Annotated in this window: 19 protein-coding genes and 1 pseudogene; 14 read left to right on the plus strand and 6 right to left on the minus strand. The window is 72.3% G+C overall.

The window, feature by feature from the left end; all coding sequences use genetic code 11:
• Nucleotides 1-68: 68 nt before the first annotated feature.
• The 8 genes from ACWC5C_RS28585 to pssA all read left to right on the plus strand — a co-directional run bounded on the left by ACWC5C_RS28585 (nt 69) and on the right by pssA (nt 11,087).
• Nucleotides 69-2,945: a glycosyl hydrolase family 95 catalytic domain-containing protein gene (locus ACWC5C_RS28585; protein WP_450879923.1), complete on the plus strand. Its 2,877-nt coding sequence runs from the start codon at nt 69-71 to the stop codon at nt 2,943-2,945.
• 389 nt (nt 2,946-3,334) lie between these two features.
• Nucleotides 3,335-4,708, plus strand: a complete 1,374-nt coding sequence (ccrA, locus tag ACWC5C_RS28590; protein ID WP_450879925.1) for a crotonyl-CoA carboxylase/reductase — start codon at nt 3,335-3,337, stop codon at nt 4,706-4,708.
• Nucleotides 4,708-6,726 (plus strand): protein meaA, encoded by a 2,019-nt coding sequence (locus ACWC5C_RS28595; RefSeq protein ID WP_450879927.1) that lies wholly within the window; start codon nt 4,708-4,710, stop codon nt 6,724-6,726. Before ccrA ends, ACWC5C_RS28595 begins: the two co-directional genes overlap by 1 nt.
• A complete protein-coding gene (locus tag ACWC5C_RS28600) occupies nt 6,723-7,697 on the plus strand; it encodes an HpcH/HpaI aldolase/citrate lyase family protein (RefSeq protein WP_450879929.1) in 975 nt (324 codons plus the stop codon). The genes ACWC5C_RS28595 and ACWC5C_RS28600 overlap by 4 nt, the downstream gene beginning before the upstream one ends.
• Nucleotides 7,698-7,702: 5 nt before the next feature.
• Nucleotides 7,703-8,209 carry a MaoC family dehydratase gene (locus ACWC5C_RS28605; RefSeq protein WP_385448847.1) on the plus strand — a complete coding sequence of 169 codons (507 nt, stop codon included), beginning with the start codon at nt 7,703-7,705 and terminating at the stop codon, nt 8,207-8,209.
• A gap of 1 nt (nt 8,210) precedes the next feature.
• On the plus strand, nt 8,211-9,413 hold the full coding sequence (locus tag ACWC5C_RS28610) for an acyl-CoA dehydrogenase family protein (RefSeq protein WP_450879931.1): 1,203 nt from the start codon (nt 8,211-8,213) through the stop codon (nt 9,411-9,413).
• Between the two features lie 179 nt (nt 9,414-9,592).
• Nucleotides 9,593-10,240 (plus strand): phosphatidylserine decarboxylase, encoded by a 648-nt coding sequence (locus ACWC5C_RS28615; RefSeq protein WP_385448830.1) that lies wholly within the window; start codon nt 9,593-9,595, stop codon nt 10,238-10,240.
• The gene (gene pssA, locus ACWC5C_RS28620; protein WP_450879933.1) at nt 10,227-11,087 is read left to right on the plus strand and encodes a CDP-diacylglycerol--serine O-phosphatidyltransferase; all 861 of its coding nucleotides are present in this window, start codon (nt 10,227-10,229) and stop codon (nt 11,085-11,087) included. Before ACWC5C_RS28615 ends, pssA begins: the two co-directional genes overlap by 14 nt.
• A 686-nt stretch (nt 11,088-11,773) precedes the next feature.
• On the opposite strand, the gene ACWC5C_RS28625 is transcribed toward pssA, so the two are convergent.
• On the minus strand, nt 11,774-12,907 hold the full coding sequence (locus ACWC5C_RS28625; protein WP_450880051.1) for a glycerate kinase: 1,134 nt from the start codon (nt 12,905-12,907) through the stop codon (nt 11,774-11,776).
• A 180-nt stretch (nt 12,908-13,087) separates the two neighbouring features.
• Here ACWC5C_RS28625 and ACWC5C_RS28630 point away from each other — a divergent pair, with 180 nt between their 5' ends.
• Complete coding sequence (locus tag ACWC5C_RS28630; RefSeq protein ID WP_450879935.1) at nt 13,088-14,164, plus strand: ADP-ribosylglycohydrolase family protein; 1,077 nt, start codon at nt 13,088-13,090, stop codon at nt 14,162-14,164.
• On the opposite strand, the gene ACWC5C_RS28635 is transcribed toward ACWC5C_RS28630, so the two are convergent.
• Together ACWC5C_RS28635 and ACWC5C_RS28640 are read right to left on the minus strand one after the other, a co-directional pair.
• Nucleotides 14,118-14,525, minus strand: coding sequence for an MmyB family transcriptional regulator (locus ACWC5C_RS28635; protein WP_450879937.1), 408 nt, complete (start codon nt 14,523-14,525; stop codon nt 14,118-14,120). The genes ACWC5C_RS28630 and ACWC5C_RS28635 overlap by 47 nt on opposite strands.
• Nucleotides 14,526-14,692: 167 nt before the next feature.
• Nucleotides 14,693-14,899: pseudogene (locus ACWC5C_RS28640) on the minus strand (helix-turn-helix domain-containing protein); the annotation flags it as partial.
• On the opposite strand from ACWC5C_RS28640, the gene ACWC5C_RS28645 reads away from it, so the two are divergent.
• Nucleotides 14,885-15,799: an SDR family NAD(P)-dependent oxidoreductase gene (locus tag ACWC5C_RS28645; RefSeq protein WP_450879939.1), complete on the plus strand. Its 915-nt coding sequence runs from the start codon at nt 14,885-14,887 to the stop codon at nt 15,797-15,799. The pseudogene ACWC5C_RS28640 and the gene ACWC5C_RS28645 sit on opposite strands and share 15 nt — an antisense overlap.
• 15 nt (nt 15,800-15,814) lie before the next feature.
• Here the strand turns inward: ACWC5C_RS28645 and ACWC5C_RS28650 are convergent, their stop codons facing one another.
• Nucleotides 15,815-16,519: a hypothetical protein gene (locus ACWC5C_RS28650; RefSeq protein WP_450879941.1), complete on the minus strand. Its 705-nt coding sequence runs from the start codon at nt 16,517-16,519 to the stop codon at nt 15,815-15,817.
• Nucleotides 16,520-16,626: 107 nt separating this feature from the next.
• Here ACWC5C_RS28650 and ACWC5C_RS28655 point away from each other — a divergent pair, with 107 nt between their 5' ends.
• A complete protein-coding gene (locus tag ACWC5C_RS28655) occupies nt 16,627-17,376 on the plus strand; it encodes an SIR2 family NAD-dependent protein deacylase (protein ID WP_450879943.1) in 750 nt (249 codons plus the stop codon).
• Here the strand turns inward: ACWC5C_RS28655 and ACWC5C_RS28660 are convergent.
• Nucleotides 17,357-17,860, minus strand: coding sequence for a methylated-DNA--[protein]-cysteine S-methyltransferase (locus ACWC5C_RS28660; RefSeq protein WP_450879945.1), 504 nt, complete (start codon nt 17,858-17,860; stop codon nt 17,357-17,359). The two genes, ACWC5C_RS28655 and ACWC5C_RS28660, sit on opposite strands and share 20 nt — an antisense overlap.
• 26 nt (nt 17,861-17,886) lie before the next feature.
• The gene (locus tag ACWC5C_RS28665; protein ID WP_450879947.1) at nt 17,887-19,359 is read right to left on the minus strand and encodes an AlkA N-terminal domain-containing protein; all 1,473 of its coding nucleotides are present in this window, start codon (nt 19,357-19,359) and stop codon (nt 17,887-17,889) included.
• Nucleotides 19,360-19,510: 151 nt separating this feature from the next.
• On the opposite strand from ACWC5C_RS28665, the gene ACWC5C_RS28670 reads away from it, so the two are divergent.
• The 3 genes from ACWC5C_RS28670 (at nt 19,511) to ACWC5C_RS28680 (ending at nt 23,173) form a co-directional block, all read left to right on the plus strand.
• Complete coding sequence (locus ACWC5C_RS28670; protein WP_450879949.1) at nt 19,511-19,963, plus strand: CU044_2847 family protein; 453 nt, start codon at nt 19,511-19,513, stop codon at nt 19,961-19,963.
• A 4-nt stretch (nt 19,964-19,967) separates the two neighbouring features.
• On the plus strand, nt 19,968-22,133 hold the full coding sequence (locus ACWC5C_RS28675; protein ID WP_450879951.1) for a VMAP-C domain-containing protein: 2,166 nt from the start codon (nt 19,968-19,970) through the stop codon (nt 22,131-22,133).
• A 62-nt stretch (nt 22,134-22,195) separates the two neighbouring features.
• Nucleotides 22,196-23,173 carry an AAA family ATPase gene (locus tag ACWC5C_RS28680; protein ID WP_450879953.1) on the plus strand — a complete coding sequence of 326 codons (978 nt, stop codon included), beginning with the start codon at nt 22,196-22,198 and terminating at the stop codon, nt 23,171-23,173.

Consider the following 23,173-nt stretch of genomic DNA (forward strand, 5'->3'; position numbering starts at 1 on the left):
CCCGTCTAGCCAAATCATCGGACCAATCTCCGCAACTTCGATGTCTCTTCGGACGGAGCTGATCGACGATGGCAGTCAGCAGACGCGGTTTCCTGGGCCGGGTGGCCGCAGGCGCCGCCGCGGGGTCGACGGCGGGGGTCGCCCTCCCCGCACCGGAGGCGGAGGCGGCCGGGCACGAGCGCTCCGCGGTCCTCACCGGCATGCGGACCGACACCGAGTGGCAACGCTTCCTGGCCGGGCAGGACCTGGTCTGGAAGCGGATGCCGCGCACCTGGTACGAGGGCCCGTTCCTGGGCAACGGCCTGCTCGGTTCCATGGTCTACCAGGAGCCCGGCGAGAACGCCCTGCGCTTCACCGTCCACCACAGCGAGGTGCAGGACCACCGCCCCACCCAGGGCGGCAGCGACTGGGGCGTGGCGCGGCTGCCGGTCGGCAATCTGCTGCTGCGCCCGGCCGGGAAGATCACCGGCGTCGATCTGCGACTCACCCTGTGGGACGCCGAGTTGCGCGGCACGATCACCACCGACAAGGGCCGTCTCACGCTCCGCGCGCTGATCCACAACGACCGGACGATGCTGCTGGCGACGGTCGAGGCGAGCGCGGGCGAGGAGGGGTTCCGCTGGGAGTACCGCCCCTCCCCCGCCGTCAGCCCGCGCATCGTCCGCGAGGACCCGCCGAAGGGGTTCGAGCCCAACCCGAAGCCGGTCAGCCGCACCGAGGACGGGCTCGGCATCACCGTCCAGCCGATGGTCGCGGGCGGCCAGACGGTGACCGCGTACAAGGAGCGCGGCACGGGCCGGGAGCGGACGTACTACCTGGCCGTGGCGCACTCCCACCCCGGCACGGACGCGGAGGGCCGGGCCGTCACCACGGTCCGCAAGGCGTCCGCGCTGCCGGTCTCCAGCCTGCTGCGCTCCCACCGCGACTGGTGGCACCGCTTCTACCGCAAGAGCTTTCTGTCGGTCCCCGACGCGATGCTGCAGAGCTTCTACTGGATCCAGCTCTACAAGCTCGCGTGCGCGGCCCGCGAGCACGCCCCCGTGATGGCCACCACCGGCCCCTGGGTGGAGCCGACCCCCTGGCCGGGGGTGTGGTGGAACCTCAACGTCCAGCTGGAGTACTGGCCGGTGCTGGGCTCCAACCACCTGGAGCTGGACGCGATTCCGCGCACCCTCGCCGAGAACACCGACGTCCTGATCAGCGCCCTCAAACCGGAGTACCGCGCCGACTCGGCCGCGCTGCGCCGCTCCACCGACGCGCAGTGCGAGGACAACGGCACGGTGCCGGTGCCCGGCGTCGGCGACTCGGCGGAGGTCGGCAATCTGCCGTGGGCGCTGCACAACGTATGGCTCCACTACCGGCACTCCATGGACCGGGGCCTGCTGGAGGACGTGCTGTATCCGCTGCTGCGCCGCTCCACCAACTACTACCTGCACTTCCTGACCGAACAGGCCGACGGGAAGCTGCATCTGCCGAAGACCTTCTCGCCCGAGTACGGCCCGGCCCCGGACTGCAACTACGACCTGGCGCTGCTGCGCTGGTCGTGCCAGACGCTGCTGGAGACGGTCGAACTGCTGGGCGAGGACGACCCGCTGGCGCCCAGGTGGCGCGAGGTGCTGGACAAGCTCGTCCCGTATCCGGTGGACGAGAACGGCTTCATGGTCGGCACCGGCGTCCCGTTCGCCAAGTCGCACCGCCACTACTCGCACATGCTCTCCGTCTACCCGCTCTACCTGGTCAACTGGGACCAGCAGGAGAGCCGCGACCTGATCACCCGCTCGCTGGAGCACTGGATCGGTTTCGAGGGCGCCCTGCGCGGCTACAGCTTCTCCGGCGCGGCCTCGATCTCCACCCAGATGGGCCGGGGCGACGACGCCCTGAAGTACCTCCGCGAGCTGGTGGCGCGCTTCATCCAGCCCAACACCCACTACTACGAGGCGGGTCCGGTCATCGAGACCCCGCTCTCGGGCGCGCAGGCGATCCACGACATGCTCTGCCAGAGCTGGGGCGGGACCATCCGCTTCTTCCCCGGGGTGCCGGACGCCTGGCGGGACGTGGCGCTGCACGACTTCCGCACCGAGGGCGCGTTCCTGGTCAGCGCGGTGCGCAAGGGCGGCAGGACGCGCTGGGCGCGGGTGCGGAGCCTGGCCGGGGAGCCGTGCCGGGTGCGGCACTCACTGACCGGGCGGATCAGGGTCGCGGGGGTGCGCGGCCCGGCTCCCACGTGGCGCGACCTCGGCGACGGCGTGATCGAGCTGGACCTCGGCCGCGACGAGGAGGCGGTGATCTACCCGGCCGCAGGCCCCCGCCCGGACTTCCACCTCGCCCCGGTGAAGATCTCGGAGCCCGCCGACCGCTGGGGGCTTCCGGAGCTGCCGCAGACGGGCCAGGTCACCCAGGTCGACCTGACGGGCGCCTTCGACAACGACGCCATCACCACCGAGATGTACTACGGCGACGGGGACTTCGACGGTACGGGGCGCACGTACCCGATGGTGCAGCTGCCGCAGACCGGGCAGACCGAGGACGACGGGATCACCTTCGCGTTCACCAACGGCAGCGAGGGGTCACCCAACAACGTGATCGCGGCGGGCCAGCAGGTCGCGGTCCCGGCGGGGAGCTACGCCAGGCTCCATGTGCTGGGCGCGGGCGACACCGGCAATGTGACGATCCCGGCAGTCGCCTCGTACGCGGACGGCTCGACCGCGACGGTGAGCGTCCAGCTCACGGCGTGGCTGTCGGGACCGGCGTACGGGGAGACCGAGGCGGTACGGACCAGCCAGATCCACGCCCGGAGCGGTCCGGTCGGCACGAAGGCGGCGATCTTCCACCAGGCGGTGGCCCTGGACCCGGCCAAGGAGCTGTCCGCGATCACCCTGGCCGCCCCGGCGTCGGGCACCGCCCGGGCCCACGTCTTCGCACTGTCCCTGGAGAAGGCCAGCTAAAGACACACAACCGCACACCATCCGTCACGGCCGCCCCTCCCGGGGCGGCCGTTTCTTGCTCATGCGTGCAGCCGAGATGACAAGTGAGAGAATTTGTTGGCACTCAGTGTCTTGCGGGGTGGCACACCGTGCCATACGGTGAAGGAGTCCGGGCGGCCGGCGCGCTGCACACCTCGCGCGCCGGCTGTCCCCGCAAGCCGCCCACGCGCGCCTTGCGCCGCCCGGACACCGCCTGCGTCACCAGGCGGGCCCACGGCGCTCACCCGCGCCCCACGGCCGAAGAACCTCCGCCGAACCGACGGCACAGCAGCCAGCCAGCAGCTTTCACCCCCGTCACGAGCCCAGCGTTCCCTCAGGCGTCCTTTCCGGACGCTTCGCCGGAGGCACCGATGAACGAGATACTTGACGCGATCCTCGCGTCGGACACGAGCCCCCAGGACTTCGCCGCCCTGCGCGTCCCCGAGTCGTACCGCGCGGTGACCGTCCGCAAGGACGAGGCCGATATGTTCGCGGGCCTCACCACCAAGGAGAAGGACCCCCGCAAGTCCCTGCACGTGGACGAGGTCCCGCTGCCCGAACTCGGCCCCGGCGAGGCACTCGTCGCCGTGATGGCCAGCTCGGTCAACTACAACTCCGTGTGGACGTCGATCTTCGAGCCGGTGTCCACGTTCGCCTTCCTGGAGCGGTACGGCAAGCTCTCCCCGCTCGCCAAGCGGCACGATCTGCCGTACCACATCATCGGCTCCGACCTCGCGGGCGTCGTGCTGCGCACCGGCCCCGGTGTGAACGCCTGGAAGCCGGGCGCCGAGGTCGTCGCGCACTGCCTGTCGGTCGAGCTGGAGAGCGCCGACGGCCACGACGACACCATGCTCGACCCCGAGCAGCGCATCTGGGGCTTCGAGACCAACTTCGGCGGGCTCGCCGAGATCGCCCTCGTCAAGTCCAACCAGCTCATGCCCAAGCCCAAGCATCTGAGCTGGGAGGAGGCGGCCGCGCCTGGCCTGGTCAACTCGACCGCGTACCGGCAGCTCGTCTCCCGCAACGGCGCCGGGATGAAGCAGGGCGACAACGTGCTGATCTGGGGCGCGAGCGGTGGACTCGGCTCCTACGCCACCCAGTTCGCGCTGGCGGGCGGGGCGAACCCGATCTGCGTCGTCTCCTCCCCCCAGAAGGCCGAGATCTGCCGGAAGATGGGCGCCCAGGCGATCATCGACCGCGCCGCCGAGGACTACCGCTTCTGGAAGGACGAGCGCACCCAGGACCCGCGCGAGTGGAAGCGGTTCGGAAGTAAGATCCGCGAACTGACCGGCGGCGAGGACGTGGACATCGTCTTCGAGCACCCGGGCCGCGAGACCTTCGGCGCGAGCGTGTACGTCACCCGCAAGGGCGGCACGATCGTCACCTGCGCCTCGACGTCCGGCTACACCCACGAGTACGACAACCGCTACCTGTGGATGTCGCTGAAGCGGATCGTCGGCTCGCACTTCGCCAACTACCGCGAGGCGTGGGAGGCCAACCGCCTCATCGCCAAGGGCAAGATCCACCCGACGCTGTCCAAGACGTACCGGATGGACGAGACCGGCCAGGCCGCGTACGACGTCCACCGCAACCTCCACCAGGGCAAGGTCGGCGTGCTGTGCCTGGCCCCCGAGGAGGGCATGGGCGTGCGCGACCAGGCGATGCGCGACCAGCACATCGACGCGATCAACCTGTTCCGTGACGACTTGTCGGAGCGGACCATCAGGCACAGCAGGGACGTGTGATGAGTGGCGAACCCCGCCCCAAGGACCGCCCGTGGCTCATGCGGACCTACGCCGGGCACTCCACCGCCGAGGCGTCCAACGAGCTGTACCGGCGCAACCTGGCCAAGGGCCAGACCGGTCTCTCGGTCGCCTTCGACCTGCCCACCCAGACCGGTTACGACCCCGACCACATCCTCGCCCGTGGCGAGGTGGGCCGGGTCGGGGTCCCGGTCTCCCATCTGGGCGACATGCGGCGGCTGTTCCAGGACATCCCGCTGGAGCAGATGAACACCTCCATGACCATCAACGCCACCGCCATGTGGCTGCTGGCGCTGTACCAGGTGGTCGCGGAGGAGCACGGCGCCGATCCGGCGAAGCTCCAGGGGACGACGCAGAACGACATCGTCAAGGAGTACCTGTCGCGCGGGACGCATGTCTTCCCGCCGGGGCCGAGCCTGCGGCTGACCACCGACATGATCGCGTACACGGTCCACCACATCCCCAAGTGGAACCCGATCAACATCTGCAGCTACCACCTGCAGGAGGCCGGGGCCACTCCGGTGCAGGAGATCGCGTACGCCATGTCGACGGCGATCGCCGTGCTGGACGCGGTGTTCGACTCCGGGCAGGTGCCCGAGGAGCGCAAGGGCGATGTGGTGGCCCGGATCTCCTTCTTCGTGAACGCGGGCGTCCGGTTCATCGAGGAGATGTGCAAGATGCGTGCCTTCGGCCGCATCTGGGACCGGATCACCCGCGAGCGGTACGGCATCGACAACCCCAAACACCGCCGCTTCCGCTACGGCGTCCAGGTCAACTCGCTCGGGCTGACCGAGGCCCAGCCGGAGAACAACGTCCAGCGCATCGTGCTGGAGATGCTCGCCGTCACCCTCTCCAAGGACGCCCGCGCCCGCGCCGTCCAGCTCCCCGCCTGGAACGAGGCGCTGGGGCTGCCCCGGCCCTGGGACCAGCAGTGGTCGCTGCGCATCCAGCAGGTGCTGGCGCAGGAGAGCGATCTGCTGGAGTACGACGACATCTTCGCGGGCTCGCACGTCATCGAGGCCAAGGTCGCCGAGCTGACCGCCGACGCCGAGGCCGAGATCGAGCGCATCCAGGAGATGGGCGGGGCGATGGCCGCCGTCGAGTCCGGCTACCTCAAGGCGCAGCTGGTCGCCTCGCACGCGGCGCGCCGGGCCCGGATCGAATCGGGCGAGGAGAAGATCGTCGGCGTCAACTCCTACGAGTCCACCGAGCCCAATCCGCTCACCGCCGACCTGGACACCGCGATCATGACGGTGGACCCGGCGAACGAGGCCCGGGTGGTCTCCGCCCTGCACACCTGGCGTGAGCAGCGCGACGCCCACCGCGCCGAGACCGCCCTCTCGGCGCTCCGCAGGGCCGCCGCGGGCACCGACAACCTGATGGCCGCGACCGTGGAGTGCGCCCGCGCCGGGGTCACGACCGGCGAGTGGGCCTGGGCGCTGCGCGATGTGTTCGGCGAGTTCCGGGCCCCCACCGGGGTCGGCGGGGCGCCGCTGGCCGTCACCGCGGAGGCGGGCAGCCAGCTCGCGACCGTACGCGAGAAGGTCGAGAAGACCTCGGCCGAGCTGGGCGGTGGGCGGCTGCGGCTGCTCGTCGGCAAGCCCGGCCTGGACGGCCACAGCAACGGCGCCGAGCAGATCGCCGTACGGGCCCGGGACGCCGGGTTCGAGGTGATCTACCAGGGGATCCGGCTCACCCCTGAGCAGATCGTCATGGCGGCCGTCGACGAGGACGTGCACTGCGTCGGCCTGTCGATCCTCTCCGGCTCGCACGCCGAGCTGGTGCCCGACGTCCTGGAGCGGCTGCGGCTGGCCGGGGCGCAGGACATTCCCGTCATCGTGGGCGGCATCATCCCGGCCGCGGACGCCGCCGCACTGCGCGCGGCGGGTGTCGCGGCCGTCTTCACCCCCAAGGACTTCGGTATCACGGAGATCATCGGCCGTATCGTCGACGAGATCCGTACCGCGAACACGCTTCCCGCACTGGAGGTTCCCGTATGACCGCGCCCGCCCCCGCAGACCGAGTGCTGCGGCCGCGCCGCTCCTGCCTGGCCGTGCCCGGGTCCAATCCGCGCTTCCTGGAGAAGGCCCAGGGCCTCCCCGCCGACCAGGTGTTCCTCGACCTGGAGGACGCGTGCGCGCCGCTGGCCAAGGAGGACGCCCGGCACTCCATCGTCAAGGCGCTGAACGAGGGCGACTGGACGGGGAAGACCCGGGCCGTGCGGGTCAACGACTGGACCACCCACTGGACGTACCGGGACGTCATCACGGTGGTCGAGGGCGCGGGCCCGAACCTGGACTGCGTCATGCTGCCCAAGGTGCAGGACGCCCAGCAGGTGCAGGCGCTGGATCTGCTGCTCACCCAGATCGAGAAGACGATGGGCTTCGAGGTCGGGCGGATCGGCATCGAGGCGCAGATCGAGAACGCCAAGGGCCTGGTGAACGTCGACGCCATCGCCGGTGCCTCGCCCCGGCTGGAGACGATCATCTTCGGCCCGGCCGACTTCATGGCGTCCATCAACATGAAGTCGCTGGTCGTGGGCGAGCAGCCGCCCGGCTACCCGGCGGACGCGTATCACTACATCCTGATGCGCATCCTGATGGCCGCCCGCACCCATGACCTGCAGGCCATCGACGGCCCGTACCTCCAGATCAAGAACGTGGACGGCTACCGCGAGGTCGCCGGGCGCGCGGCGGCGCTCGGCTTCGACGGCAAGTGGGTGCTGCACCCGGGCCAGGTCGACGCGGCGAACGAGGTCTTCTCGCCGTCGCAGGAGGACTACGACCACGCCGAGCTGATCCTGGACGCGTACGAGTACTGCACGTCCGAGGCGGGCGGCCGCAAGGGCTCGGCGATGCTGGGCGACGAGATGATCGACGAGGCCAGCCGCAAGATGGCGCTGGTCATCGCGGGCAAGGGCCGTGCGGCCGGGATGACCCGTACGTCCACCTTCGAGCCCCCGGAGGCGTGAGCGAGATGCAGTTCGGCCGCACTTACGAAGAGTTCGCGGTGGGCGATGTCTACCGGCACTGGCCGGGGAAGACGGTCACCGAGTACGACGACCATCTCTTCTGTCTGCTCACCATGAATCATCACCCGCTGCACATGGACAGCAACTACGCCGAGAAGACGACCGATTTCGGCAAGAACGTCGTAGTCGGGAACTACATCTACTCGCTGCTGCTCGGCATGTCGGTCCCGGACGTCTCCGGAAAGGCCATCGCCAACCTGGAGGTCGAGTCGCTGAAGCACGTCGCGCCGACGTTCCATGGCGACACCATCTACGGCGAGACCAAGGTGCTGGACAAGACGCCGTCGAAGTCCAAAACCGACCGCGGAATCGTGTATGTGGAGACGAAGGGCTACAAGCAGGACGGCACGCTCGTATGCGTCTTCCGGCGCAAGGTGATGGTGCCCACCGCCACGTACATCAAGGAGCGGGGCGGCGAGCAGCCGGGCCGCCCGGAGCTGGGAGGGCAGTGATATGGGCCGTCTGGCGCAGACCGAGGGGCTGACCGACATCCAGCGGGAGATCCTCTCCACGGTCAGGGATTTTGTCGACAAGGAGATCCTGCCGGTCGCCACCGAACTGGAGCACCGCGACGAATATCCGACCCGGATCGTGGAGGGCCTGAAGGAGCTGGGCCTCTTCGGGCTGATGATCCCCGAGGAATACGGCGGCCTGGGCGAGTCACTGCTCACTTACGCGCTGTGCGTGGAGGAGATCGCCCGCGGCTGGATGAGCGTGTCCGGCATCATCAACACGCACTTCATCGTGGCGTACATGCTGAAGCAGCACGGCACCCAGGAGCAGAAGGACTATTTCCTGCCCAAGATGGCGCTCGGGGAGATCCGCGGCGCCTTCTCGATGTCGGAGCCCGCGCTGGGCTCGGACGTGTCGGCGATCACCAGCAAGGCGGTGCCGGACGGCGACGAGTACGTGCTGACCGGCCAGAAGATGTGGCTGACCAACGGCGGCACCTCCACTCTGGTGGCGGTCCTGTGCCGGACCGGTGACCAGCGGGAGGGCGTGGCTCCACACAAGTCCATGACCACCTTCCTGGTCGAGAAGGAGCCGGGCTTCGGCGAGGTGCGGCCCGGACTGACCATTCCCGGCAAGATCGAGAAGATGGGCTACAAGGGGGTCGACACCACCGAGCTCATCATGGACGGACTGCGCATTCCGGCCGATCGGGTGCTCGGCGGAGAGACCAACCGCGGTTTTTACCAAATGATGGACGGGGTGGAGGTCGGCCGGGTCAATGTCGCCGCGCGCGGCTGTGGCGTGGCACAGCGCGCATTCGAGCTGGGCGTTGCGTACGCACAGCAGCGTCACACGTTCGGGAAGCCGATCGCCCAGCATCAAGCCATCCAGTTCAAACTGGCCGAAATGGGAACAAAGGTCGAGGCGGCGCATGCGATGATGGTCAATGCGGCCCGCAAGAAGGACGCGGGTGCGCGCAACGACCTCGAAGCGGGAATGGCGAAGTACCTGGCGTCGGAGTACTGCAAAGAGGTCGTGGAGGACGCCTTCCGCATCCACGGCGGGTACGGCTTCTCCAAGGAATACGAGATCGAGCGCCTCTACCGCGAGGCACCGATGCTCCTCATCGGCGAAGGTACCGCTGAGATTCAGAAAATGATTATTGGACGACGACTGCTGGAGGATTACCGAACCCAAGGCTGATGTCCCTTTTGGGGTGGTATCCGAGAGAAGAAGGTCACACCGCGCCATGGGTCTTCGGCCACTGACAAGCCACCGACAGGCCCTGGCGCTTGCCCAGTTACCGCTCGCAACCGATACCATCCGGGAAAGCCGCCGTCCCCAGTCTTGCGTCGCGGCATCCTCCGCTACGAAGGTCATCCATGCCCCACAGCCAATCCTCTGCACAACGCGGCCGCGTCCGCCTCGCGCGCGGAGCGTCGCCGTGGCTCCTCCCGACCGTCGCCACGGCGGCGGTCAGCCTCACCCGCGCCCGTCGCTCCGGACGCTGGGCGGCAGTCGCCGTGCCCGCCACCGCGCTCGCGGCGGGCATGCTGTGGTTTTTCCGTGACCCCGAGAGAGAGATCTCTCAGGGCCGCGTCATCTCCCCGGCCGACGGTGTGGTGCAGAGCATCATGCCGTGGAAGGACGGGCGCACCCGCGTCGCGATCTTCATGAGCCCGCTCAACGTCCACGTGAACCGCGCTCCGCTGGCCGGCACCGTGACCTCCGTCGAGCACATCCCGGGCGGCTTCGTTCCCGCGTTCAACAAGGAAAGCGAGAACAACGAGCGGGTCGTCTGGCACTTCGACACCGAGCTGGGCGACATCGAGATGGTCCAGATCGCGGGCGCGGTCGCGCGCCGAATCGTTCCGTACGTGCCGCAGAGCACCAAGGTCGAGCAGGGTGAGCGGATCGGTCTCATCCGCTTCGGCTCGCGCGTGGACGTCTACCTTCCCGAGGGCGTCGATGTCGCGGTCGAGGTCGGCCAGGCCACCACCGCGGGGGTGACTCGCCTTGACCGTGATTGATCCAGACACTCAGGCCGCCTGGGTGCCCGAGGCCGACGCGGACGGCGTCGACGAGACGGACGACATGCCGCTGTCGACGCGGCTGTCGATAGCGGACACCCTGACCCTCGGCAACGCCACCTGTGGCTTCCTGGCGGTCTACTTCACCACCACCGGCGTCCTCATCCCGCACCTCACGGGCAGCGAGGACGGCGGCATGACCCGCCACAGCGCCGCCTCGGCGGTCATGCTGATGCTGCTGGCCTCCGTCTTCGACCTCTTCGACGGCCTCGTCGCACGGAAGCTGCGCAGCTCGGCCATGGGCGCGGAGCTGGACAACCTCTCCGACCTGATCAGCTTCGGGCTCGCCCCGGCGTACTTCGTCCTCGTCTGGGGCATGGTCGCCGACAGTCCCTACGAGCGGGTCTCGGTGGTGGGCGCCATCATCGTCCTCTTGGCCGTCGTCCTCCGCCTGGCCAGATTCTCCTGTGTCACGCTCCGGGACGGCGTCTTCCAGGGCATGCCGAGCCCCTTCGGTGCTTTGACGGTCGTCTCGGTCGTCCTGCTGGGCCTGCCCTTCGTGCCGACCCTGCTGGCGATCATCGGCGTGGCGTGGCTGATGGTGAGCCGCGTCGAGTACCCCAAGCCGCGCGGCCGCCTCGCCGTGGCCATGCTCGGCTGGATCGTCACCAGCATGGCCCTGCTGGCCGCCTGGGCCTTCGAGGCCCCCGGCGGTGAGCTGCTGCTCCAGTCGGCGTGCGCGCTCCAGGTCGTCATGGGCGCGGTGATCCCCCTCTTCGCCACGGCCCGCCGCGTCAACGCGTTCCGCGACAACCGCCGCGAGGCGAGGGCGGCCCAGATCCCCTAGGCCCGCCTACGCATACGCCGTGGGGCCCGAGCGACACGCTCGGGCCCCACGGCGTTTCCCGCCTGATGCTGCCGCGTCTGGGTGGCGCTGGTCTTCCCCACCCCGCCCCTTCCCGAACCGGGGCAAGCCCCGGGCCCCACCCGACCTGCCGCGCTGTGCTCCGCCCCAGCCCCCCGCCGGGCTGCGCAAACCCCCGGCACCCACCCAGCGTCCAGGTCAGGGCGGAGCCCGGCACGGCCCAGGGGCGGCAGCCCCCGGATCGGGAAGGGGCGGGGCGGGGCGGGAACAAACTCCCGGTCCCCACCCCGCGTCCGGGGCCGAGGCACGGCCCGGGGCGTGCCCGGCGGGGGGCCTGGGGGCGGAGCCCCCAGTTCGGGAAGGGGCGGGGCGGGGCACAAACCCCCGGCACCCACCCAGCGACCAGCCCCGAGGCACAGCCCAGCGCGGACCCGGGGCGCAGGCCCGGCGCGGACCCGGGGCGCAGGCCCGGGGCGCAGGCCCAGCGCGGACCCGGGGCGCAGGCCCGGCGGGGGCCCGGGGGCGAAGCCCCCAGTTCGGGAAGGGGCGGGGTGGGGGACAAACACCTGGTGCCCGTCCGGCGTCCTGGGCCGGGGCTGCAGGCCCACCACGCCCCAGGGCCCGGGGAGGGGCGGGGTGGGGGCAAGGTCCCGGCGCACCGCCTCGGGTCAGGCCAGGAAGTCCGCCGCCAGGCGTTCGGCCGCGCGCTCCAGGAGGGGGCCCGCTTCGGCGATGCAGCGGGTGGGGTCCGGTTCCAGGTCGGTCAGGGGGTACGCGCGGCGGATCCCCGCGCCGCCCAGGGCCGCCGGGGTCAGGGCGAGGCGGCCGCAGACCGCGACCACGTCGATGCCCCGCGCCCGCGCCGCCGCCGCGACACCCGCCGGGGCCTTGCCGTGCAGGGTCTGCTCATCCAGCGAGCCCTCCCCCGTGATCACCAGGTCGGCCCCCTCCAGCGCGGCCGCGAAGCCCAGCACGTCCAGCATCACGTCGATGCCGGGACGGAAGGCCGCGCCGAGGCCCAGCAGCGCGCCGAAGCCGATGCCGCCCGCGGCGCCCGCACCCGGCGCGGCGGCGTACTCGGCGGCGCGCGCCCCGACGGCCCGCTCCAGGGCGCGTACGTACGTGGCGAGCGCGGCGTCCAGGGCCGCGACATCGGCCTCGCTCGCACCCTTCTGCGGCCCGTAGACCGCCGCCGCGCCCTTCGGCCCGGTCAGCGGGTTGTCGACGTCGCTGGCCAGCACGATCTCCGCCGACGCGAGCCGCGGGTCCAGGCCAGAGAGGTCCGCCGTCGCCAGTTCGCCCAGCGGGCCGCCGCCCGGCGCGACGGGCGTGCCGTCGCCGCGCAGGAAGCGCGCGCCGAGCGCGCTCAGCATTCCGGCGCCGCCATCGGTCGTGGCGCTGCCGCCGACGCCGAAGACGATCGTGCGGGCGCCCGCGTCGAGCGCCGCCCGCAGCAGCTCACCGCTGCCGTACGTGGTGGCGGTGAGCGGCGCGAAGACCCCGTCCGGGAGGTGCCGCAGGCCGGACGCCTCGGCCATCTCCACCACGGCCGTCCCGTCGCGCAGCGCGTACGCCGCCGTGACCGGGGCGCCCAGCGGCCCGGTCACCCGCGCCTCGCGCCGTTCGAACCCGGCCGCGACCGCCGCGTCCACCGTGCCGTCGCCGCCGTCGGCGACCGGCAGCGCGTCGATGCGCAGCAGGTCGTCACCGCCGGACCAGCCGCGCCGCAGCCCCGCCGTCACCCGTTCGGCGACCTCGACGGCGGTGAGGGAGCCCTTGAACTTGTCGGCGGCGATCAGCACCCGCGTCGGGGGCGTCGCCTGCCCCTGCGCCCACGTCTTCACTTCTGCCGTCGCCTCGGCCTTCGCAGCGTCCGTCACCCTGGTACCCCTTGCTTTTCGCTCAGGCGGTCGAAGCCGCCCTGACCCTATCCGCTGGGACGGCGACCCGGTACACCCACATCATCCGGGTACACCAGACACATGGGCCACAGCGGCAGCGACAGCGCACTGGCGGACCAGACCCTCGGCGGCTGGCTCGGCCGCATCGCCGGGAACATGCTCGGCAAGCCCATCGAGCGCGGCGACGTCTGGACCCGCGACCGCATCGACCGCTATCTGCGCCGCGCCGACGCCCTCCCGCTCACCGACTACCTGCCCACGCTGGAGCCGCCACCCGACCCGGTGGAGTTCGAGCTGCGCCCCGAGTGGCAGGAGTGCGTGCGCGGCCGGATCCACGGCAGCGCGCGGGACGACGACATCGACTACACCGTCCTCGGCCTGCACCTCCTGGAGACCCACGGCTTCGGCTTCACCACCGAGCAGGTGGGCGAGATGTGGCTGCTGCGGCTGCCGTATCTGCAGACGTTCACCGCCGAGCGGGCCGCGTACCGCAATCTCGCGGCCGGGGTGCGGCCCCCGCTGACCGCGACCGTCGACAACCCCTACCAGGAGTGGATCGGCGCCCTGATCCGCGCCGACATCCACGGCTGGGTCAACCCCGGCGACCCGCCCCGCGCCGCCGCCATGGCCCGCCGCGACGCCGTGCTGTCCCACACCGGCAACGGGGTGTACGGGGCGATGTGGGCGGCCGCGCTGATCGCCGCCGCGTTCACGGCCGACGGCCCGCGTACGGCGGTCGAGGCCGCCCTCAACCGCGTCCCGCCGCGCTGCCGCCTGGCCCGTACGGTGCGCCGCGCCGCGTCCCTGTACGACGCGGGCGTGACCTGGTCGGACGCGCTGGACCAGCTGGAACGCGAGACGAGCGGTCTGCCCTGGATCCACACCGTCCCGAACGCCGCCGTCCTCACCGCCGGGCTCCTCTACGGCGCGGGCGACTTCACCGCCACCATCACCCTGACCGTGCGCGGCGGCCTGGACACCGACTCCAACGGCGCCACCGCGGGCTCCGTCGCGGGCGTACTGTGCGGCGCGGCCGCCCTCCCGCCGCAGTGGACGGAGCCGCTGGAGGACCGGATCCGCAGCGCGGTCTTCGGCTTCGACGGAGCCCGCGTCAGCGACCTCGCGGTTCGTACGCATCGCCTGGCGAGGCAGGCGTAGGTGTGGGCGGCGCGGCGAGGGAGGCCAGCAGCGCGAGGCGTTCGGCGGTGGGGGTGCCCGGCTCCGCGTGGTAGATGACCAGGATCTGGCGGTCGGTGTCGGGGACCGGCAGCTTCTCATGCCGCAGTTCCAACTCGCCGACCTGCGGGTTCATGATCGTGCTGAGGCCGCTGCGCTTGGGCTGGACATCGTGCCGGGCCCAGAGCCGCCGGAAGCGTTCGCTGCGTACGGACAGCTCGCCGACGAGTTCGATCAGCGCCGGGTCGTCCACATCGGGGCCGACGAGCCCGCGCAGCACGGCGACCGAGCTTTCGGTGCTGGCCTCCCAGCGGCCGTGGGTGGGCGTTGGTGCCGCTGACACCGAAGGAGGAGACACCCGCGCGGCGGGGCCGCTCGCCCTCGGGCCACGGCACACTGACGGCGGGAGGGCGCGCGGCGGCGCGGACGGACCGGCGCGGCGAGGCGGTGCAGATGCGCGGTGGCGTCGTCGTCCAGCCGGAGCGCACGGGCCAGGGCGTCGACCACCTGGGCGGACGGGTGCCGGTCGCGCCCCTGCTCCAGGCGCAGGTAGTAGTCGGCGCTGATCCCGGCCAGCAGCGCCAGCTCCTCCCGGCGCAGCCCCGGTACGCGGCGCCGCCCGGCCGAGGGCAGGCCCACGTCCTCCGGGCGGATCAGCTCACGGCGGGCCCGCAAGTACGCGCCGAGCGGGGTGTCCGCCCGATGGTCGCTCACCATGCCGTCCACCGTACGGCCGCCGGACGGCCCGGGAAGCGGGCCATCGTCACCGGGGCGTCCTCCGGCATCGGCGCGGAGACCGCCCGGGTGCTGGCGGCCGCCGGAGCCGAGGTCACCCTCGCGGTCCGCGACCTCACCGCCGGTGCGGCGGTCGCCGCCGGTATCACCGACGCCACGGGCAACATGGAGGTGCGCGTGGCGCGGCTCGAACCGGCCGACCGCGCCTCGGTCGCGGACTTCACCGCCGCCTGGGACGGGCCGCTCCATGTGCTGGTCGACAACGCGGGCGTCATGGCCCTGCCGGAACTGCGGCTCACACCCGAAGGACGGGAGACCCAATTCGCCGTCAACCACCTGGGGCACTTCGCCCTCACGGTGGGCCTGCGGCGGGCCCTGGCGGCAGCCGACGGCGCCCGGGTCGTCGCGGTCAGCTCCTCCGCGCACCTGCTCTCGCCGGTCGTCTTCGGCGACATCCACTGCGCGTTCCGGCCCTACGACCCCTGGCAGGCGTACGGCCAGTCCAAGACCGCCAACATCCTCTTCGCCGTCGGCGCCGCCGCCCGCTGGGCCGACGACGGCATCACCGTCAACGCCCTCTCCCCGGGCTCCGTCCCGACCAACCTGACCCGCCACATGGGCGCGCCCTCGGGCGTCACCCTTGAGGAGGGACTGCGCAAGACGCTGGAGCAAGGCGCGGCCACCACGGTCCTCCTGGCGGTCTCGCCCCTGCTGGAGGGTGTCACCGGGCGGTACTTCGCCGACTGCGCCGAGGCACTGCCGGTCCCCCGGCGGCCGTCCATGACACCGGTCACCGCCGAGTTCATGAACGGCGTAGCCCCCTTCGCCCTCGACCCCGAGGCCGCCGACCGCCTGTGGGAGGAGTCCGTGCGTGCGCTCTGAGGGGCGATACGGGCGTCAGTCCGCCGCCAGGTCCCACCGGCTGCCCAGCCAGCCGTCGTGGCTGCCGAGGAGGGCGACCAGGGCGGCGAGGACGCGGTCGTCCCACCAGTCCGCCAGCACCTCCAGCTCGAAGGCTCCGACGCCGTTGTGGAAGTCGAGGACCACGCGGCCGTCGGCGCGCCACTTGGTGCGGCGCGGGGTGCGGGCGACGTCGCCGCCGCCGAGGATGCTGGCGATCGCGATGGCCAGCTGGATGGGCGAGATCAGCCACCACATGAACCACCAGAAGGCCCGCCCCTTGAGCCCGACCGCGGTCGGCGCGCCCGCCTGCTGGACGGTCCAGCGGGTGCGGACCGTGCCGCCCTTCATGGCCGGTTGGCGGGTGATGAGGGCGAGGGGTTCACCGGCGGCGCCCAGCACCTCGTACGTGGCCGAGCCGCCCTTGAGCGCCGACTTGGTCACGACGTGCGCGAGGACCTGACCGCGGTACTGGTCGGCCCAGAGGGTGAAGGCGCGGGTGCCGTCCTTGCAGGCGGTGCGGTACGCCTTCAGGTCACCGCCGGGCGGGTCGCGGCGCTCGGGGAAGGCGATGGGATGGAAGGCGCGGCCCGCCTCGGGGCCGGTGCCGGACGTCTTTATCTCCCAGCGGACGCGCCCGTCCTGCGGCGGTTCTTCGTTCTTGCTCAGCGTCTGTCCGCTCAGCCACAGAAAACGGCCCATCCTCGCACTCTCCCCGTCACGCCATGTCCGACCTGGTGCGGAGCGGACTCTACCGGTCCGGAACAACGCGCTCGCCGCCGACCGCACGCCGTGCGTAGGCTCACCGCATGAGCAGCGAGACGACACGTCGGCCCCTCGTCGCGATCCTCAGCGGGGCGGGCATCTCGACGGACTCCGGCATCCCCGACTACCGCGGCCCGCAGGGGCTGTGGCGGCGCGACCCCGAGGCCGAGAAGCTCGTGACGTACGACTTCTACATGACCGACCCGGACATCCGGCGCCGCTCCTGGCAGCTGCGCAGGGAGAGCAAGGCGCTGCACGCCCGGCCGAACGGCGCGCACGAGGCCGTGGCGCGGCTGGAGCGGTCGGGGGTCCCGGTGCGCGTGATCACGCAGAACGTGGACGGGCTGCACCAGCTCGCCGGGATGCCCGAGCGCAAGGTGCTCGAACTGCACGGCACCGCACGCGTCGTGGAGTGCACCCACTGCGAGGAGCGCTCCGGGATGGACGAGGCGCTGGAGCGGGTCGCGGCGGGCGAGGCGGACCCGGCGTGCCGGGAGTGCGGCGGAATCCTCAAGTCGGCGACGGTGATGTTCGGGCAGGGGCTTGACCCGGAGGTGCTGACCGAGGCGGTCGCGGTGGCGCGGGCGTGCCAGGTGTTCATCGCGGTCGGCACCAGCCTCCAAGTGCAGCCCGCGGCGTCGCTCGCCGGGATGGCCGCCGAGAGCGGCGCCCGGCTGATCATCGTCAACGCCGAGCCGACGCCGTACGACGCGCTGGCGGACGAGGTCGTCCGCGAACCCATCGGCACGGCGCTGCCCGCGCTGCTGGAACGGATCACCGACGGGGGCGGCTGACGCCGCTCCTCTCGAAGTCCAGCAGCCGCCGCTTGCGGTCGAGCCCGCCGCCGTAGCCGGTGAGGCTGCCGGTGGAGCCGACGACGCGGTGGCAGGGGACGATGATGCCGACCGGGTTCTTGCCGTTGGCCAGCCCCACGGCCCGGGAGGCGGTGGGCCGCCCGATGCGGTCGGCGAGCTGCCCGTACGTCCAGGTCTCGCCGTACGGGATACGGCACAGCTCGTCCCAGACGCGGCGCTGGAAGGGCGTGCCGTCGAGGTGGAGCGGCAGGTCGAACGCGGTCAGCTCGCCCGCGAAGTAGGCGGCGAGCTGACGGATCGCCGTGGCGAAGGGGTCCTCGTCGGGGTCCCCGGGAGCGCCGAATGCCTCCTCGGGCGGGCGGTGACGCTGCCCGGTCATATAGAGCCCGGACAGCCCGGCCCCGGTGGCCACGAGGGTGAGCGGGCCGTACGGGCTTTCGACGGTGGTGTGGGTGCGGGTCACGGGTGGATTCTCCTGGTCCGTACTGCTCATGCGGGCAGGCGGTTGATGGCGTGGGCCGCGTCGTTGGCCCAGAGGTACTGGACCGCGTACGCGCGCCAGGGGCGCCAGCGGGTGGAGTGGCGGGTCAGGGCGCCGGGGGTGGTGGGGAGGGACAGGTCGGCGGCGGCCTTGCGGACGCCCAGGTCAGTGGGGAGGAACGCGTCCGGGTCGCCCAGGCCGCGCATCGCGATGAGTTCGACGGTCCAGGGGCCGAGTCCGGGCAGGGCGGCGAGGCCTGACCGGGCCTCGTCCCAGTCGCTGCCGACGCCGAGCGCGACCCGCTCCTCGGTGAGCGCGCCGATCAGCCTGGTGAGGGTGGCGCGGCGGGTGCGGGGCATGGCCAGGGCCTCGGGGTCCAGTGCGGCGAGGGCCCGGGCGGTCGGGAAGAGGTGGGTCAGGCCGCCGCCGGGGTCGGCGACCGGGTCGCCGTGCGCGGTGACCAGGCGGGCCGCGAGGGTGCGGGCGGCGGCCGTGGAGACCTGCTGGCCGAGGACCGCGCGCACCGCGAACTCCTCCGGGTCGACCGAGCGCGGCACGCGCCGCCCCGGCGCCTTGTCGACCAGCGGGGCCAGCTGGTCGTCGGTGCGCAGCAGGTCGTCCACGGCGGCCGGGTCGGCGTCCAGGTCGAGCAGCCGTCGGCAGCGGCTGATCGCCCCGGACAGGTCGCGCAGGTCGGCCAGGGACAGCTGGCAGGCGATGTGGTCGGGGCGCGGGGCGAGGGCGACGACGCCGGGCCCGTACGGCAGGCGCAGGGTCCGCCGGTACGCGCCGTCGCGCCACTCCTCCACGCCGGGTACGGCGGTGGCGGCGAGGTGGCCGAAGAGGTTGTCCGGGCACAGCGGCGCCCGGAACGGCAGCCGCAGCGTCAGCGCCCCCGGCACGGCGGGCCCTGGCTGCTTGCGGGCGCGCTCGCGCAGCTCGGTCGGGGAGAGCGCGAAGACCTCCCGTACGGTCTCGTTGAACGCCCGGATGCTGGCGAACCCGGCCGCGAACGCGACGTCCGCCATCGGCAGCCCGCTGGTCTCGATCAGCAGCCGCGCGGTCTGCGCCCGCTGGGCGCGGGCCAGGGCGAGCGGTCCGGCGCCCAGCTCGGCCAGCAGCTGCCGTTCGATCTGCCGGGTGCTGTAGCCGAGCCGCCCGGCCAGCCCCGGTACGCCCTCCCGGTCGACGACCCCGTCGGCGATCAGCCGCATGGCGCGGGCCACGAGGTCGGCCCGCTCGTTCCACTGCGGCGATCCGGGGCTGGCGTCGGGGCGGCACCGCTTGCAGGCCCGGAACCCGGCCTGCTGGGCGGCCGCCGCGCTCGGGTAGAACCGCATGTTCTCGGGCTTCGGACCGACGACCGGGCAGCTCGGACGGCAGTAGATGCGGGTGGTGACGACGGCGATGAAGAACCATCCGTCGAAGCGGGCGTCCTTGGCACGTGCGGCCCTGAGGCACCGGTCGGTATCGGTGTACATGGCTCCAGCATCGGCCACCGCGCGCCACCGGGCTCGCGGGAATCCGACATCGACGTCCGAGCGGCGCCCGCCGCCGCGCAACGACCGCCCCGTAGGAGGAATTTGCGACGGAACAGCAGACCGGAGGCCTGGTGATCGGCATGATGAAGAGGTGACGGAACACCGAGAGATACCTCTGGCAGACGGCACCTCCGTACGGCTGGAAATCGCCCCCGTGGGAGACGCGGTACTCGCGGACGCCCACGGCAGCGTGGGCGGCGTAGGCGGCGTGACCCCGGTGGGGCGCGGGACGCGGGCGGCGGCCGCGCTCGCCGACGCCGGTCTGGGCGTCGTACTCCAGGGACTGGGCTCGGTGCTCCAGGACGTGCACGACGCGGTCCGCTCCGCGCCCCAGCCGCCGCAGGAGTTCACCGTCCAGTTCGGGGTGCAGGTCGGCCAGGACCTCAAGCTCGGCATCGTGGGGGTGAACGGAAACGCGAGCCTCACGATTTCGGCCACCTGGCGGCCGGAGGAGCAAAGGCCCCCGGACCAGCCGCCGCCCGGCGAGCCCACACCCCCGCAACAGCCCCCGCAACAGCCGCCCAGCCCCGACCCCGCGGTCTGACGCGATGGGCTGGTTCCACCCCCGCGGGTCCGCGCCACGGCCCGCCGTGTCGATCCTGGCCAAGGACGACGGAAGACCGGCGGGCGCCGGGGTCTTGCTGCCCCATCACCACCTGCTGACCTGCGCCCATGTGGTCAACAGCGCCCTCGGCAAGGACATGCTGGCCCCGGACCACCCGGGAGCGGTCACCGTCCCGGTCCGCATGCGCGGCCCGGAGCACACCGTGGAGGCCGAGGCCGAGCTGACGGCATGGATCCCGCCCCGGCGGGACGACGGCGGCCTGGGCGCCTTCGAGTGGAACGGCGACCTCGCCGTACTGCGGCTGGCGCCCGGAGCGCTGCCGCTCGCGTTCGAGCCGCCGCGCTGGCACCCCATGGCCCGGCGGCAGTTCGTCCGCGCCTGGCACGGCAGCGGCGAGCCCGGGGTGTTCGCGGACGCCGAAGTGAGCGCCTGCGACGGGCGGTTCGGCTACTTCGACGGAGCCGAGCGCACCCTCGACGTCGAACCCGCCTACAGCGGCGGCCCGCTGTGGTCGAGCGAGGAGAGCGCGGTCGTCGGGCTCGTGACGGCGAAGCTGCGCATCCAGGGCAGCATGCGGCGCGCCTGGGGCATCCCCTGGCAGCGGGTGGCGCGGGAGCTGCGGCACGCCGGAGTGGACCACCTCCTGCCGCGCCCCGACGAGGACGTACGCGACCACCCCGTCTACGCGGAGCTGACCGCCCTGCTGGACGGGCCGCTGTCGCTGTCCGAGGGCTGGGTGCGGTACTGCCGCGCGGTCGCCCGCCAGTGCGGCCTGGACCACCGCGCGGACGGCGCGCCGACCGCCGACGAGTTCGCCCGGGTGCTGCTCTCCCGGGGGCGCGCGCTCCCGGCGCTGGTCGAGGCGGTGCGCCCGGCGTCGGGGCCGACCGCCGACGCCCTCCTCGCCCTGGGGCGGCGGCGCGGTCTGCCGAAGCTGCTCACGCCGGGCGAGTACGAGTGGCTGCTGCGGCTGCTGCGCGCCCTGCCCCCGGCCTCGGCCGCCGGTGTCCCCGGGGCGGTGCGGGCGGCGCTGTCGCTGGCGGCCCTGCCCAGCGCGCTGCTGGCCGGATTCGACGGCGAGACGTGCGGCGGCACCGGGCGTTTCGAAGCGCTGATCGCCCATCTGGAGGGGCTGTACGGCGACGGTTCGCCGGGCGAGGACGTAGCGGGACTGGACGGCGGCATGACCGTCCCGGGGCTGCTGCGCGCCGTGGAGTTCGTGTCCGCGGGCTGCTGCCAGTCGGCGGCGCAACGCGCCGAACTGCGGCACTGGAACGAGGCCGTGGCCCGCCGTCTGGGCGTCCACGACGCGGCGTTGCGGGACCGCCGCCATGACGCGCGCCGGTGGGCCCGGGGCCCGGAACGGGGCTTCGCACCGCCCCGGGTCGTGGCGAAGCTGTCGTCCTGCGGCCCCTCGGCGGTCGCGGACCCGGACGAGCCGGAGCGCTACCGGCTGCGGCTGTGGTGCGACGACGGGGACGGGCTGCGCCAGGTGTCGGACGACAGCGAGCGGCCGCGCAGTACGGAGGAGGCGGCCCGGGAGATCCTGGACGCGGTCGGCTCGCTGCGCCGCCCGGACCCGGCGGGCCCGCGCTTCGTCATCGAACTGATCGTGGACCGGGACGCCTTGGAGGTGCCCGCCGACTCCTGGAAACCGGCTGGGGGGCTGCTCCCCCTCCCGCTCGGCGCGCCGTATCCGCTGGTCGTCAACTGCCCGGAGCTGCGGGAGCTGAACGGCGAGGCGATGCTGGACCAGTGGCGCGAGCGCTGGGCCCGGCTGGACGCCGAGGAGCCCGTGCACATCGACGACGCGTCGGCCCCCGACCCGGAGGCGGTGTGCGGGCTGCTGATGGAACGGCTGACCGCCCATGTCACGGTCGATGTCGCGGCCGACCGGCGGGCGGGGGTCGTGCAGATGTGCCTGGCGGCGGGCGTTCCGGTGGTCCTGTGGGACCGCGGCGGGCAGCCGGGCTCTCCGGCGGTGCGGCACGCCGCCGAGGTGCGGGCGCGTGAACTGCCCGAGGAGATACGGCGATACCGCACGAAGACCCTGCAGAAACCGGCCGAGTACCCCGGGCGTCCGGTCCTGGCGTGGGCCGACGCCGGGCGGGCGCTGCCCCGGCTGGACCTCGTGGACCCCACGGAGTGACGGGCAGTGATGGTGAGACGCGCGCGATGTCCGCTGACGCGGGCCGAAAGGGAGGTTCACCCATGAACGCAGGGGAACAGCACGAACAGCAGGGCTGGCGGCTGTTCCGGGGGGACGGCGTACCCCGGCGGGTGGAGATGCCGCCCGCCCCGCCGTGGCGTCGCTTCGGCAGCGACCCGGAGGCCGAACAGGCGCCCGGTGCGGCGCGCCCGTCGCCGTATCTGATCTCGCCCGAGCACGCGGACGTGGTCAACGCGGCCCTGCATCTGCGCCGCCCGCTGCTCGTCACCGGCAGCCCGGGCACCGGCAAGTCGTCCCTCGCGCGGGCGGTCGCGCACGAGCTGGGTCTTGGCGAGGTGCTGCGCTGGCCCGTCAACAGCCGCTCCACCGTGCAGGACGCGCTCTACCGTTACGACGCGATCGGGCGGCTGCGCGAGACCAACCTCATCCGGGAGCGCGGCGAGGCCGAGCCCGACATCGGCACCTTCGTACGGCTCGGCCCGCTGGGCACCGCGCTGGTGCCGGGCGGACGGCCCCGGGCGCTGCTCGTCGACGAACTCGACAAGGGCGATGTCGACTTGCCGAACGATCTGCTGACCGTGTTCGAGGAGGGCGAGTTCGAGATCCCCGAGCTGGCCCGGCTGCCGGAGGAGCAGTCGGTGGTGGAGGTGCTGACCGAGCGCGCGGGCGAACGGGCCACGGTGCGGCGCGGCCGTCTGGCCTGCGAGGAGTTCCCCGTCGTCGTGATCACCAGCAACGGCGAGCGCGACTTCCCGCCCGCCTTCCTGCGCCGCTGCGTACGGCTGGAACTGCCCACCCCCGACGAGGAGCGGCTGCGGGCGATCGTCACCGCGCATCTGGGGGAGGAAGCGCTGGAGGAGGTCGATCAGCTGCTGGAGGTCTTCCTGCGGCGGCGCGCGGCGCGCGAGCTGGCCACCGATCAGCTGCTGAACGCCGTGTTCCTGCGCTCTGGCGGGGTGGACGTGACGGCGCGGGGGCTGCTGGAAGCGGTCCTGCACCGGCTGGGCGGGGCGGTGTGA

The sequence above is a fragment of the Streptomyces sp. NPDC001700 genome, assembly GCF_053596435.1.